The sequence below is a fragment of the Corynebacterium fournieri genome (assembly GCF_030408775.1).
In the GTDB taxonomy this organism is placed as follows: Bacteria; Actinomycetota; Actinomycetes; order Mycobacteriales; family Mycobacteriaceae; genus Corynebacterium; species Corynebacterium fournieri.
In genome coordinates, this window is the sequence record NZ_CP047210.1 from 1,561,728 (window position 1) to 1,575,304 (window position 13,577).

10 protein-coding genes are annotated in these 13,577 nt (G+C 67.1%); all 10 read right to left on the bottom strand.

Translation table 11 applies throughout. From position 1 onward, the window contains the following. Positions 1-11 precede the first annotated feature (11 nt). Positions 12-1,202, bottom strand: a complete 1,191-nt coding sequence (gene ftsZ / locus CFOUR_RS07545) for a cell division protein FtsZ (protein ID WP_085958522.1) — start codon at positions 1,200-1,202, stop codon at positions 12-14. A gap of 133 nt (positions 1,203-1,335) precedes the next feature. Continuing rightward, positions 1,336-1,983 carry a cell division protein FtsQ/DivIB gene (locus CFOUR_RS07550; protein ID WP_085958255.1) on the bottom strand — a complete coding sequence of 216 codons (648 nt, stop codon included), beginning with the start codon at positions 1,981-1,983 and terminating at the stop codon, positions 1,336-1,338. After that, on the bottom strand, positions 1,984-3,405 hold the full coding sequence (gene murC / locus CFOUR_RS07555; RefSeq protein ID WP_085958256.1) for a UDP-N-acetylmuramate--L-alanine ligase: 1,422 nt from the start codon (positions 3,403-3,405) through the stop codon (positions 1,984-1,986). It abuts the gene before it with no gap. Then, on the bottom strand, positions 3,406-4,485 hold the full coding sequence (murG, locus tag CFOUR_RS07560; RefSeq protein ID WP_085958258.1) for an undecaprenyldiphospho-muramoylpentapeptide beta-N-acetylglucosaminyltransferase: 1,080 nt from the start codon (positions 4,483-4,485) through the stop codon (positions 3,406-3,408). Positions 4,486-4,492: 7 nt separating this feature from the next. Next, complete coding sequence (locus tag CFOUR_RS07565) at positions 4,493-5,890, bottom strand: FtsW/RodA/SpoVE family cell cycle protein (RefSeq protein ID WP_085958259.1); 1,398 nt, start codon at positions 5,888-5,890, stop codon at positions 4,493-4,495. A 69-nt stretch (positions 5,891-5,959) separates the two neighbouring features. Beyond that, positions 5,960-7,333: a UDP-N-acetylmuramoyl-L-alanine--D-glutamate ligase gene (murD, locus tag CFOUR_RS07570; RefSeq protein ID WP_085958524.1), complete on the bottom strand. Its 1,374-nt coding sequence runs from the start codon at positions 7,331-7,333 to the stop codon at positions 5,960-5,962. 8 nt (positions 7,334-7,341) lie between these two features. Then, entirely contained in the window at positions 7,342-8,448 is a 1,107-nt protein-coding gene (gene mraY, locus CFOUR_RS07575) for a phospho-N-acetylmuramoyl-pentapeptide-transferase (RefSeq protein ID WP_085958260.1), read from the bottom strand. A 36-nt stretch (positions 8,449-8,484) separates the two neighbouring features. Beyond that, positions 8,485-10,005, bottom strand: a complete 1,521-nt coding sequence (locus CFOUR_RS07580; RefSeq protein WP_085958261.1) for a UDP-N-acetylmuramoyl-tripeptide--D-alanyl-D-alanine ligase — start codon at positions 10,003-10,005, stop codon at positions 8,485-8,487. Beyond that, on the bottom strand, positions 10,002-11,486 hold the full coding sequence (locus CFOUR_RS07585; RefSeq protein ID WP_085958262.1) for a UDP-N-acetylmuramoyl-L-alanyl-D-glutamate--2,6-diaminopimelate ligase: 1,485 nt from the start codon (positions 11,484-11,486) through the stop codon (positions 10,002-10,004). The genes CFOUR_RS07580 and CFOUR_RS07585 overlap by 4 nt, the downstream gene beginning before the upstream one ends. Positions 11,487-11,506: 20 nt before the next feature. After that, the gene (locus CFOUR_RS07590) at positions 11,507-13,474 is read right to left on the bottom strand and encodes a peptidoglycan D,D-transpeptidase FtsI family protein (protein ID WP_101706416.1); all 1,968 of its coding nucleotides are present in this window, start codon (positions 13,472-13,474) and stop codon (positions 11,507-11,509) included. Between the last annotated feature and the right edge of the window lie 103 nt (positions 13,475-13,577).

Here is a 13,577-nt window from a genome sequence, read left to right on the forward strand (position 1 = left end):
CGCCAGCTTAACTAGCGCATGAAGTCCGGCACATCGACGTCATCGAAGCCGCCGTCAAAACCACCATCGAAGCCGCCGTCTCGGGGCTCGCGGGGCTCGCGCTCACGCTCGGTGAACAGGCCGCTGCGGCTGCTCGGCTCGTAGCGGTGGCGCGGCTGGTAGTCCTCGCGCTTCGGCTCCGCCTCCACAACCTTGCTGGAGGTCGGCTCCGGCTGCGGGGCCTCCTTTTCGGACGGCTCGACCTGGCGCGCGTTGGCCTTCTCGTCGAAGCCGGTGGCGATGATGGTCACGCGGACCTCGTCGCCCAGGTTGTCGTCGATGATGGTGCCGAAGATGATGTTGGCGTCTTCGTCGGCCTTCTCCTCCACGATGGAAGCTGCGTTGTTGACCTCCATCAGGCCCAGGTCGGAGCCGCCGGCGACGGAGATGAGCACGCCCTTGGCGCCTTCCATGGTGGTCTCCAGCAGCGGGGAGTTGATGGCCTGCTCAGTTGCGGTCATCACCCGGTTCTCGCCGCGGGCGGAGCCGACGCCCATGAGTGCGGAGCCCGCATCCGCCATGACGGAGCGCACGTCCGCGAAGTCCACGTTGATCATGCCCGGAATGGTGATCAGGTTGGTGATGCCCTGAACACCGTTGTAGAGCACCTCGTCCGCCGCGCGGAACGCTTCCATCATGGACAGCTCCGCGTCGCCGAGCTGCAGCAGGCGGTCGTTCGGGATGACGATGACGGTGTCGCAGACCTCCTTGAGGTTTTCAATGCCCTCAAGTGCCTGGCGGGTGCGGCGCTTGCCCTCGAAGGTGAAGGGGCGGGTGACCACACCGATGGTCAGCGCGCCCATCTTCTTGGCGATGCCGGCCACCACCGGGGCGGCGCCAGTGCCCGTGCCGCCGCCCTCGCCGGCGGTGACAAAGACCATGTCGGAGCCCTTCAAGGACTCCTCGATCTCCTGCTTGTGGTCCTCGGCGGAGGTGCGACCGACCTCCGGGTTCGCGCCTGCGCCCAGGCCGCGGGTGGCTTCGCGCCCGATATCGAGCTTCGTGTCTGCATCCGTAAACAGCAGCGCCTGCGAGTCGGTGTTGATAGCAACGAACTCGACGCCCTTCAGGCCTTCCTCGATCATGCGGTTGACGGCGTTGACGCCGCCGCCGCCGACACCGACGACGCGGATCATGGCGAGGTAGTTGGCGGGAGAGGTCATGGTGGTGGTCTCGCCTTTCACAAGTTGGTTTTTACAGTTGCTACCCATCTTGTGTGAAAGCGCGCCGATTTTTGTTTTCTGGGTCGGCGTGTCACAACCCTAAACCTATACTTTAGGGTTGTGACCTGCGGTTTTAGCGCGAAGTGACCAGTTCCGGGTTGGAAATGTTGAATGTTTCTCCCGGCAACTGCAGCACCGTTTCAAGCGCGAGCGCCTTATTGCGGTTGTCCTCCGACGCGCCCCACGTCACCGCGCGGCCGTCCTGCAGCTTGAGCACGAAACTGTGCTCCCCCTCCATGGTCAGTTCGCGGACCTGCGGGCGGGCCGGGTCGCTGATCGAGGAGGCCACCTCCACAGCTTGGCGCATCTGACCTTCTCCGATGTTGACCAGCTGCACGGTACCCACCGGCGGCTCAGCCACGACGAAATCCGTGCCCTCACTGTCGATGAGGTGCGGCTGCCCGGACTGGTCGATCCACGCCACCGGCGTGTGCTCTTCTACAGAGATATCCACCGCGTTCGGCCAGTTGCGCTTCACGGTGGCGGACTCCACCCACGGGTTGCCCGCGACGCGGTGGGCCGCGCCGCGCACATCCGCCCGCCCGATCGGGGTGCCCGCTTCAATTCCCGCGAGCGACTCCACCTCCTGCACCGGCAGGTTCACGGCCCCGTCCACATTGACGGAGTCCACCGGCATGGCCGGGGTAAAGGGCAAGGCTGCCGCGACGGCGAGCACGAACGCGATACAGCCGGCGACGATGGCGATAGTGCGGCGCGACACTTAGGCCTCCTGCAGCGCGGCGAGGATCTCGTCGGCGAGCAAGGTCACGCTGCCAGCGCCCATCGTCAGCACCAGGTCCCCGGGTTTGACTGCGGAAGCCACCGTGGCCGGCGCTGCGGAGAAGTCCGGCTCCAGGCGCACTGGCGCAGTCATCTTTTCGGCGATGATCCTGGAGGTCACGCCTTCCACGGGGGTCTCTCGGGCACCGAAGATGTCCAGCAGAATGCATTCGTCGCTAAGCGAAAGCGCCTCGGCGAACTCGGCGGCGAACTCCTGGGTGCGCGAGTACAGGTGCGGCTGGAAGCACACGACAACGCGTGCGCCGTCGCCCTCCGCGGCCACCTTGTCGCGCGCAGCGGTGAGCACGGCGGCGACCTCGGTCGGGTGGTGAGCGTAGTCGTCGTACACGCGGGTTCCGCCCACTTCGCCCTTGAACTCGAAACGGCGCCGCACGCCCGTGAACTCGCTCAGCCCTTGCGCGAGCTTGGCCGGATCCGCGCCCACGAGCACGCCGGCCAGCAGCGCGGCCGCAGAGTTGAGCACCATGTGACGGCCCGGAATGGCCATCGTGTACAGCACCTCGCCGGAAATGCGCTCGGTGCGCAGCTCCACGTCGACCACGGTGCGCTCACCTTCCTGGCGCTCGCCGGTGATGACAGCCGCCGCCGGAATCTGCGGGTGGCGCGCCGCGGCCTCCGCCGTGCCGTAGCCGGACACGGTCAGCCCCCGCTCGAGGGCCCGCTCGCCGCAGGGGGCGGCATTGTCGTCGTCGAGGCAGACCACCACGTGCTTGGCAATGTCAGCGAAGTCGTCGAAGACCTGGAAGTACTTCTCGCGCGTGCCGTAGAAATCCAGGTGGTCCGGCTCGATGTTGGTGATCACGGCCACATCCGGTGCGTAGCGCAGCAGCGAGGCGTCAGATTCGTCCGCCTCTGCCACGAACACGTTGCCCTGGCCGTGGTGGGCGTTCGTGCCCGCGCGGTTGAGCTGGCCACCGATCGCGAACGAGGGATCCTCCCCCGCCGCCTGCAGCGCCACCACCGCCATGGAGGTCGTCGACGTCTTGCCGTGGGTGCCGGCAAGCAGGATCTGGGTGGAGCCTTCCATCAGCTCCGCCAGCAGGTCGGAGCGGCGCAACAGCGGGATTCCCTCACGCTTGGCGCGCACCAGCTCCGGATTGTCCTGCGGGATGGCGGCGAAGCTGGTCACCACGGCAGTAGGCAATTCGCCGGAAAGCTCCAGATTGGCCTCGTCGTGGCCGAGCGCCACCGTCGCCCCCTTCGCCTTCAGCGCGCGCACCGGGCGCGAATCCTTCGCATCGGAGCCGGTGACCGTCGCACCGCGGTCCAGCAGGATGTGCGCGACGCCGGACATGCCGGCGCCGCCGATGCCGATGAGGTGGACGCGGGAGAGATCTGTCATTTACTTGTCCTTTCCAGCTGCCGCGGCGATGCGCGCGGCGAGGTCTTCGGCAACACTTCCGGCACCGGAATCCTGCAGAGCGGCGCGCATTGCTGCGCGTGCCTCGGGGTCCAGCAGGGGCACTAGCTTGTCGACGAGCACGTCACCGTCGAGCGCCGCATCGTCGATCCGCAGCGCCGCCCCGGTGGCTACCAGGTGGGCGGAGTTGAGCCCCTGCTCGCCGTTGCCGTGCGGCAGAGGGATGTAGATGGCGGGCAGGCCGGCAGCGGAGTTTTCGGCCACCGTCATCGCGCCGGAGCGGCACACCACGACATCGGCCACGGCGTAGGCGGCCTCCATATCGTCGATGTACGGCACCGCCGTGTAATGGTCGTGCTTGGCGGGCGCGTCGTTTTTCCGCCCGTAGGCGTGCAGGATCTGATACCCCGCCTCGGTGAGCCGCTCCACAGCCCCGGCGAGCGCGGTATTGATGCTCACTGCTCCCTGGGAGCCGCCGGTGACCAGGATCGTGGGGCGGTTGTCTTCCAGGCCCCACATGCGCAGGCCCCGCTCGCGCTTCGCACCGTCCGGGTCCACGCCCACGCCCGGGCGCACCGGCACGCCGACGACATCCCCGGCCATGCCGGAGTTCGGCACCGCGTTAAACCCCGTGCCACCGAGTTTGACGCCGAGCTTGTTGGCCATGCCAGCCAGCGCGTTCGTCTCGAGCACGAAGAACGGCAGGCCGAGCGATTTCGCGGCAAGGTACGCCGGCGCGGCGACGTAGCCGCCGGTGCCGAACACCGCCTGCGCGCCCGTGACCTTCATGGCCTTGCGCGCCTGGTGCACGCTGCGGCGCAGCTTCCACGGCACCGCCGCCAGCTTCCACGGCTTCTTCCGCGGGATGGGCACTGGGTCGATCAACGCGAGCTCGAAGCCGCGGGCAGGCACGATCGTGGTCTCCAACCCACGCTCCGTGCCGAGCGCGACCACATGGGCCCCGTAGGCGTCGCGAAGCACCTCCGCGACAGCGAGTGCGGGTTCGATGTGGCCTGCGGTGCCGCCGCCTGCGACAACAACACTGAATGTCTCTTTCGGCATAACTCTCCTAACGCCGCGGGGTGGGCCGGTGTGGCTGCCCATGATATGCCTGCGTCACCGGTGTGCCGTAGCGCTCGCGGCGCGGAGCGGCTGCCGGTGCCGGGCGGGACTGCTTGCGCGCGCGGGGCTCGCCGATGAAAAAGACGCGGTCGAACACGGGGCGGCCGTAGTTCTGCATCGAGGAAATCGCGTCCGGCTCGTGGCGGGCCACCGATGCCAGCACACCCATCGCGCCGAGGGTGAACACAGCGGAGGAGCCGCCGGCAGACAGCATGGGCAGCTGAATGCCGGTCACCGGCAGCAGGCCCACCACGTAGCCGATGTTGATGAAGGCCTGGGAGACGACAGCCGCGGTCAGCGACGCAGCCATCAACGTCTGGTACTGCGTCTGCGCGCGGCGCGCGGTGCGCAACCCGAAAAAGCCCAGCAGGGCGAACAGGATGATCACCAGCGCCCCGCCCCACAGGCCGAGCTCCTCGCCGATGACGGCGAAGATGAAGTCGTTGCGCGCCTCCGGCAGGTAGAACCACTTCGCGCGGGACTGCCCCAGGCCGACGCCGAAGATGTGGCCGTCCGCCAGAGAAAGGAAGCCCTGGTGGGACTGGAACGCAACACCCCTCGTGTCGTCGAAGTGGCCGTGCAGCGCGTCGAAGTAGACGTGGAAGCGGTTCGAGCGGAAGCCGCCCGAGAGGAACATGACCACCATCGCCAAAAAGCCCGATGCGACCACCACGCCGACCGCCTTCAAGGACACGCCGGCGAATAGGAGGATGAACGCCACCACGACGGCGAAGGACAGCGCCATGCCCATGTCCCCCTGCATGGCAATGAGGCCGACGCAGATGAGCGAGACAGTCAGAAACGCGAGGAACCCATTTTCCGGTGCACTCAACCGGCGCGGATCCTTGTTTGCCAGAATCTTCGCGCCCCACATGGCGATGGCCACGCGCGCGAACTCCGAGGGCTGCAGGCGCAGCGGGCCAGCAACCAGCCAGGATTGCGAGCCGACCTCTTCACGGCCGGTGCCCAACGGGGTGAGCACGGCCACAAGCAGCAACACGGCGATGACCATCAGCCAGTTGCTCAAACCCCGCAGATGCTCGGGCGGGGTCTTCAGCGCGCCCCAGAACGCGAGCAAACCGAGCACGACCATCACACACTGGCGCGCCGCCTGCGACCACACGCTCGCGCTGGCCGCGAAGGAAGTCGCCATGGACGAACTCATCACCATGACCACGCCGAGTCCGGCGAGGAACAGCACGATGCTGCGGATCATGGTGTAGTCGATCAACGGGCGGGCGTCGAGCGCGTCGCGGATGCGCCGAACGGCCACGCTGATTTTGGATTCTGCAGCCGGGCCCGCCGATCGCGGCGCGGCCTGCCGGGGTGCGCGTTGAACCGTCATGCTGCCCTTTCGATTGGAACCGCGGAAGAAAACCTCAACCTCTAGTTGAGCTTACTTGCTGTGCGAGTCTCAGTGTCGCATTGCGGCGGCCGCGAAGGCGTCGCCACGCGCCGACATGCCGGAAAACATGTCCAGACTCGCAGCAGCCGGCGCCAGCAGCACCGTGTCTCCCGGCTGCGCCTGGGTCGCAGCCCACGCCACGACCTCATCCATCGCTTGCTCCGGGTCCTGCGCATCGGAGACAAACACCGGCACCTCGGGCGCCACCTGCTGCACCGAAGCGCGGATGAGCTCGCGGTCCACGCCGAGCAGGGCGACCGCGCGGAATTGCTCCGCGTGCGCCTTCACCACTGCGTCCACAGACGCGCCCTTGAGCTGGCCGCCGGCGACCCACACCACCGTGCCCGCACCCGTGAGCGCCGAGTGCGCAGCGTGCGGGTTTGTGGCCTTGGAGTTGTCCACCCAGTTCACACCGCCGCCCGAGTGCACGACAGCGCCACGGTGCCCCTGCACCTGGTAGGCGTCCAGTGCACGCTGAATGTGCTGCGCGGTGGCACCTTGTGTGAGTGCCACCGCGGTGGCTGCGAGTGCGTCGAGCACACCCGCCGCACCGGCAGGCTCGATGCCGTCGGCGCTTGCGACGTCCACCGTCTTGCCGTCCAACTTGGCCACGACACGCCCGTCGGCGACACCGACCTGGCTGTCCGCCGGCTCCCCCAGCGTGAAGCCGATGATGTCGCTGCGGCCGGTCGCTTCCGCCAGGCGCGCGACCTCCGCGTCGTCGATGCCGGCCACCGCCACCGGGGCGCTGAGCACCTTCGCCTTCGCCGCGGCGTACTCGGCGAAGCTGCCGTGCCAGTCGATGTGGTCGTCTGCGAGGTTCAGCAGCACGCCCGCGTCCGGCACTAGCTCGGACGACCAGTGCAGCTGGAAACTGGACAGCTCGGCGACGAGCACGTCCAAGCGTTCAGGCGCCATCATCGCCTCGCCTACCGCGACACCGATGTTTCCGCACGCACCCGCGCGCAGACTGGTGTCCTTGCCCGCCTCGGCCATCATCTGCGCGAGCATGCCCGTCGTGGTGGTCTTGCCGTTCGTGCCGGTGACCACCAGCCACGTCCGCGGCGCGCCGAACACGCCGGCGCGGTCGAGGCGGAAGCACAGCTCCACATCTCCGATGACTTCGATGCCGGCCGACATAGCGTCGACAAGCAACGGCGTATCCGGCCGCCACCCGGGTGAGGTGACCACAAGACCCACTTCGGTGAAACGCGCACGAGCCTCGTCGCCCGTGCACGTGTCGTAGCCGAGGGCGGCGGCGCGCTCACGGCCTTGCTCGTTGTCGTCGACGACGCTGAACCGCGCGCCGACATGCGCGAGCAGCTTCGCGGCCCCCAAACCCGACACGCCCGCGCCAGCGACGAGGGTGTAGTCCGGCAGCATCGCCGGCGTCACAGGCCCGCCCCGTTCTGGGAAAGCCACTCGCCGTAGAACACTGCCATGCCGAGCATGACCGCCATCGCGGAAATGATCCAGAAGCGCACCACCACGGTGGTCTCGCGCCACCCGCCGTTTTCGAAGTGGTGGTGGAACGGCGCCATGCGGAAGACGCGCTTGCCGGTGGATTTGAAGGAGGCGACCTGAATGACCACAGAGGCTGCCTCAAGCACGAACAGGGCGCCGATGATGATCATCAACAGCTCGGTGCGCGACCCCACGGACAGGCCTGCAACCAACCCGCCGAGGGCGAGCGAGCCTGTGTCACCCATGAAGATCTTCGCCGGGGACGCGTTCCACCAGAGGAACCCGACGCATGCGCCGAACCCTGCGGACGCCAGGATGGCCAGATCCAGCGGGTCGCGCACGCTGTAGCAGCCGGCCGCGGCGACCGCGTCGCAAGAATTGCGGAACTGCCAGAAGGTAATGCCCACGTAGGCACCCATCACCAGCGCGGTGGTGCCGGCGGCGAGGCCGTCCAGGCCATCAGTGAGGTTGACGGCATTCGACCAGGCGGCCAGCAGGATATAGATGAACACGAGGAAGATAACGGTGCCGAACGCCCCACCGCCGAAGTTGAGGTCGATCGTTTCCATGTCGCGCACAAAGCTGAGGAACTGCGAGCCAGGAGTCAGACCGTTCTCGTCCGGGAAACGCAGGATGAGGATGCCAAACACCAGGGAGATGACCAGCTGGGCGATGAGCTTCGCCGTCTTGTTCAACCCCAGGTTGCGGTGCATGAACAGCTTGATGCCGTCGTCGGCCAAACCGACAAAGCCCAGGGAAAGGGTGAGAAACAGCACGATCAGGCCGGTGGCGGTAAATGCCGCGTGCCCGGTGATCAACGCGGCGAGGCTGCCGCCCAAATAGCCCATGGTGATGCCGACCAGGATGGCGATACCGCCCATCGTCGGAGTGCCGCGCTTGCGGGCGTGGGACGCCGGACCGTCCTCGCGGATCTCCTGGCCCATGGCCCGCCGGTTGAAGTACCGGATGAGCAGAGGGGTGAGGAAGATCGAAACCAGGAAGCTGATGATTCCGGCGCAGATAACTTGAACCATGGAAGTTTTACCTTGCTATTTCTCTACGTCGAGTTTCTATTTAAGCGTATGCCCTTGCAGCAGCGCTTCCGCCACCACCCACAGCCGGGCCGCGTTTGAGGCCTTGACCAGCACTACATCACGGTCTTCGCGCTCGTGCCAGCGGTCCTCGCCCGCCGGCGCGTGCGCGAGCAGCTCGCGCACCGCACGCGCGGCCTCGTCAGTGTCCCCGACTGCCACGGTTGTGATGCCGCGGCGTTCCGCGTTGTCACGCAGCTCCGCCATCGCCTCGGAGGTGCCCACAGCGACGAGGTGGGTGACACGGTATCGCGCCAGCTCGTCCGCGAGCGCCGCGTGCGCCTGCACCACTCCGGCACCGAGTTCGCTCATCTCTCCGAGCACGGCAACCGAGCGCACGCCCGGGCGGGCTGCGGCGGTGTAGCCCAGCGCCGCGATCGCCGCGCGCATGGACTCGGGGTTGGCGTTGTACGCGTCGTTGATCACGGTCACGCCGTCGGCACGCGTGTTCACGTCCATGCGGTTAACGGATACGGAGCTGGCTGCGGACAAAGCCTGCGCCACGGTGGCCTCATCCATGCCCAGCTCGGTGCCCACGGCAGCTGCCGCCAGCGCGTTGCCCACCTGGTGCGCGCCGAACACGCCGAGCTCCACGCGCTGCGGCTTGCCCTGCGGTGTGTGCATGGTAAACGAGGCCCGCGCCACGGCGTCGAGCTGGACATCCGTGGCGTAGTAGTCCGCCGCCGTGTTGCCGGATTCAGAGAAGGTGACCACGCGCGCCTTCGTGCGCGGGGCCATGCCCGCGACAAGCTCGTCTTCGGCGTTGAGCACCGCCACGCCGTCCGTCGGCAGCGCCTCCACCAGCTCGCCCTTGGCTTTCGCGATGTTTTCACGGGAGCCGAACTCGCCGATGTGCGCGGAGCCGACGTTGAGCACCACGCCGATCTTCGGCGGCGCGATGGTGGCCAGGTGCGCGATGTGCCCGATGCCGCGCGCAGACATCTCGGCCACCAGAAAGTCTGTGTCCTCGGTGCAGCGCAGCACCGTGTACGGGTGGCCGATCTCGTTGTTGAAGCTGCCCGGAGGCGCCACCGTCTCGCCTGCGCGGGAGAGCACTGCGGCGATCAAGTCTTTTGTGGAGGTCTTTCCGGCAGAGCCGGTCACGCCCACGATGGTCAGCCCATGGTGGGCGGTCAGCTCGCGCGCGACCTCCGCGGCGAGCTTGGACATGCCGTCCACCACGCCTGCGGCGGAGCCGTCCGGGTCGTTGGTGGCGAGGTCAGAGTTGTCGCCTTCGCGCGGCGGCCGCTTCTCGACGATCACCGCAGGCGCGCCCACTTCCCTGGTGGTCAGCGACGCGGCGGCACCGGCCTCTGCGGCCTTGCCCACGAAGTCGTGGCCGTCGACGCGTGCGCCCGGGAAGGCGATAAACAGCCCGCCCGGGCCAATCTTGCGGGAATCGAATTCCACAAACCCGGTCACGTGTGCTTCCGGGTCCGCTTCCTTGCTCAGGCGCCCGCCGGTGATCTCGGCGATGCGCGCCACGGTCATGTCGATCATGCTTGCGCTCCCCTTTCCGAAAGTGCCCTACGCATCTCCTCGCGGTCATCGAAGTGCAGCTTCTGCGTGCCCACGAGCTGGCCCACCTCGTGGCCTTTACCAACCACGATCACCGCGTCGCCGGGCTGCGCCCAGGCCACCAGCGCGTCGATGGCCTCGCCGCGCGGGCCGACCTCCACAATTTCTGCGTCCGTGCCAGCCTGACGTGCGCCCTCCAGCACCGCGGCGCGGATGGTGGCGGGGTCCTCGGTGCGCGGGTTGTCGTCGGTGACCACCACGAAGTCTGCCCCCTTTGCGGCCTCGGCGCCCATCAGCGGGCGCTTGGACGAATCGCGGTCGCCGCCCGCACCGACGGCGATCCCGATGCGGCCTTCCACCTGACCGCGCAGGGTAGCAAGCACCGCCCCGATCGCGGCCGGCTTGTGGGCGTAGTCCACCACCGCGACGAAGGGCTGGCCTTCGTCGATGCGCTCCATACGCCCCGGCACCGCCGCCTGCTCGAGGCCTGCAAGAAACTCCGGCAGCGCCACGCCCGCGGTTGTCGCGATGGCGGCGGCCAGCGCGGCGTTGGCCACATTGAACGCGCCCGGCATCGGCAGCGTGAACTCGTAGTTCTCGCCAGCCTGCAAGCTGATGCGTTGGCGGCCTTGGTCGTCGATACGCACAAGCTCCGCGGTCACATCCGCCTGCGCTGTGGTGGCGACAGTGACCGGGTCCTGCGCGAGATCCGCCATGCGCGTGCCCCACTCGTCGTCGACGCAGATGACGCTGCGCTTCGCCCGCAGCTCTCTGGCAGGATCGAAAAACAGGGCCTTGGCCTGGAAGTAATCTTCCATGGTCGGGTGGAAATCCAGGTGATCCTGGGAGAGGTTCGTAAACGCGGCCACGTCGAAGTCCGCGCCCGTCACGCGACCGAGCATCAACGCGTGCGAGGAGACCTCCATGACCACGTGGGTGACCCCTTCGTCACGCATCTGCGCGAACAGGCGCTGCAGCATCGGCGCCTCCGGCGTGGTCAGCTTCGTGGCAACGTCGCGGCCCATGATCTTGGTGCCGGTAGTGCCGATCAGCCCCACCTTGCAGCCGGCGGCCGTGAGCCCCTTTTCCAGCATGTAGGTGGTCGTGGTTTTGCCGGAGGTGCCGGTCACGCCCAAGAGCGTGAAGCTTTGCGACGGGTGCCCGTACACCTCAGCCGCCACATGGCCCAGCACTGCCCGAACATCCTCAACCACCAGCACCGGGCGGCGGTCGGCGGTCTGCTGGATGATGGACAGGCCGGCCTCGTCGGTGAGGATCGCCCCCGCCGCGGAGTCGAACGCGTAGGTCGCACCGTGCACCCTCGTGCCGGGCAAGGCCGCAAACAGACCCCCGGGCTCCACGTTGGCGGAATCGAGGCCGACAAAGGTCACCGGCAGCGGCGCAGACGGCGGGTGGACAATACGCGCCCCGGCGATTTCTGCGAGCTGCTGCAAGCTGGTCATTTCTTCTCCTCTATCTGCTTCTACTGGCCCTGCAACGGGAAGGGTTCTGCCGGCGGGCTCAACGGCACGTTCTCGCGGTTGAGCAGCCAACCCGCAATCTGCTTGAAAATCGGCGCCGCCGACTGGCCGCCGCTGCCGCCGTCGAGCACGCCGCGCTGTGGCTCATCCAGCATGACGGCCACTACAAAACGCGGGTCGTTCGCAGGCGCGATACCGGCGAAGGTGATCCAGTAGGCGCTCTGCGAGTATGCGCCGGTGTCCGGGTTGACCTTCTGCGCGGTACCCGTCTTGCCGGAGAACTGGTAGCCCTCCAGCGTGTTGCCCTGGGCGGTTCCGCTGTTGACGCCGCTCGGATCCTCCTGGAATGCGGAGCGGAACATGTCCACGGTGGTGCGGGCAGCTTGTTCGCTGACCACTCGAGAGCGCTGCGGCTCTTCCTGCGGGATCTCCTCGCCATCCGGGCCGGTAATCTTGGAGATGATGCGCGGCTGGATGCGCTCACCGTCATTGGCCAGGGTCTGGAACACGCTCGCCATTTGCAGCGCAGTCCAGCTCATGCCCTGGCCAATCGGCAGGTTGGCAAACGTGCCACCGGACCACTGCTCGAGCACGGGCAAAAGGCCCGAAGACTCGTTCGGCAGCTCGATGCCGGTGTTTTGGCCGATGCCGAAACGGTTGAGGTAGTCCCAGTACCGCTCCTCGCCCAGGCGCTGGGCCAACTGGAGCGTGCCCACGTTGGAGGACTTACCGAAGATGCCCGCGGTGGTGTACGGCATCACCCCGTGCTCCCACGCATCGCGCACCGTAATACCCGCCATGTCGATGGAGCCGGGCACCTGGTGGACCTCGAAGGGGTCCGTCAGCCCCTGGTCAATCGCTGCGGCGGCGGTGATCACCTTCGCCACAGACCCCGGCTCGAAGGGGTGGGACACGCTCGGGTTCTCAAAATCCCGGCCCTGCTTCACCTGCTTGTCCACGTCGCCGTTCGGGTTGATGGTGTCCGTGTTCGCCATCGCCAGCACCTCACCGGTGTGGGCATCGAGCACGACCGCCTGCGCTTCCTTGGCCTGCGAGTTCTTTTTCGCCTGCTCGAGCGCCTGCTGCACGTACGTTTGCAGGTCCAGATCGATGGTGAGCTCGACTTGCGAGCCGCCGACAGCCGGAACGACGTCGCGAAGCGAGCCCGGAATCGACTGCCCGCCGGCGGAGACGTCCTCGGTGGAACGGCCGTCGATGCCAGTCAGGTCCGCGTCCCGTGACGCCTCGAGGCCGAACTGCCCCTGGCCGTCCATGGAGACCTTGCCGATGATGTTCTCCCCCACCGCGCCGTTGGGGTACTGGCGGATGTCCTGGTGGTCGGCCGCAATGCCGTGGAAGGTGTCCGCAACTGTGGCCGCCACATCCGGGTCCACGTTGCGCACGAGGACCTCGTAGCTGGAATCCGCGTGCAGCTTATCCAGAATCTCCTTGGCGCTGACATGGCCGACCTTCGTGGTCGGTTCGGCGGTGGCGGTGCTTGCCGGGGCGTCGCGTTCCACTTCACCGTCGCCGATCATGCCCGGGATCTCGTTTGCCATCGTGCGCAGCGTGTCCTCCACACGCGCGTCAACCTGAGCGGCGATATCTGCGGCGGACATCCCGTCCATCCGCATCTCCAGCTCCTGCTGCTCCTTCAATTCCTTACGCAGTTGCTCGGGAGAAACCGTCAAAGAGCGCGCCTGCATGGTGTAGGCCATTTTGTTGCCGTCGCGGTCCACAATCTCGCCGCGACGGGCGCGGTCCACGTAGGTGCGGCTGCGCTGATCGTTCGCCTGGGCGCGCAGTTCGTCCCCAATGACTACCTGTACCCAAAAAAGGCGGCCGATAAGCAGGGCCGCCACCGCCAGAAAGGCGATGCCGAGCCAGTAGACGCGCGCACCCGTGATGCGCTTTTGGGAAGTCTGCGCTTTCTTTGCAGGTCCCTGTTGGGTCCGCTTCTGCGCGTTCACGCTAGTGCGTGGCACCTTCGCTGCTCACCTCCCGTATCCACCGGCTGGTATCCACCTTCATATCGTCAACCATCATGCACCGCCCCAGGCGGATACCGGGGTG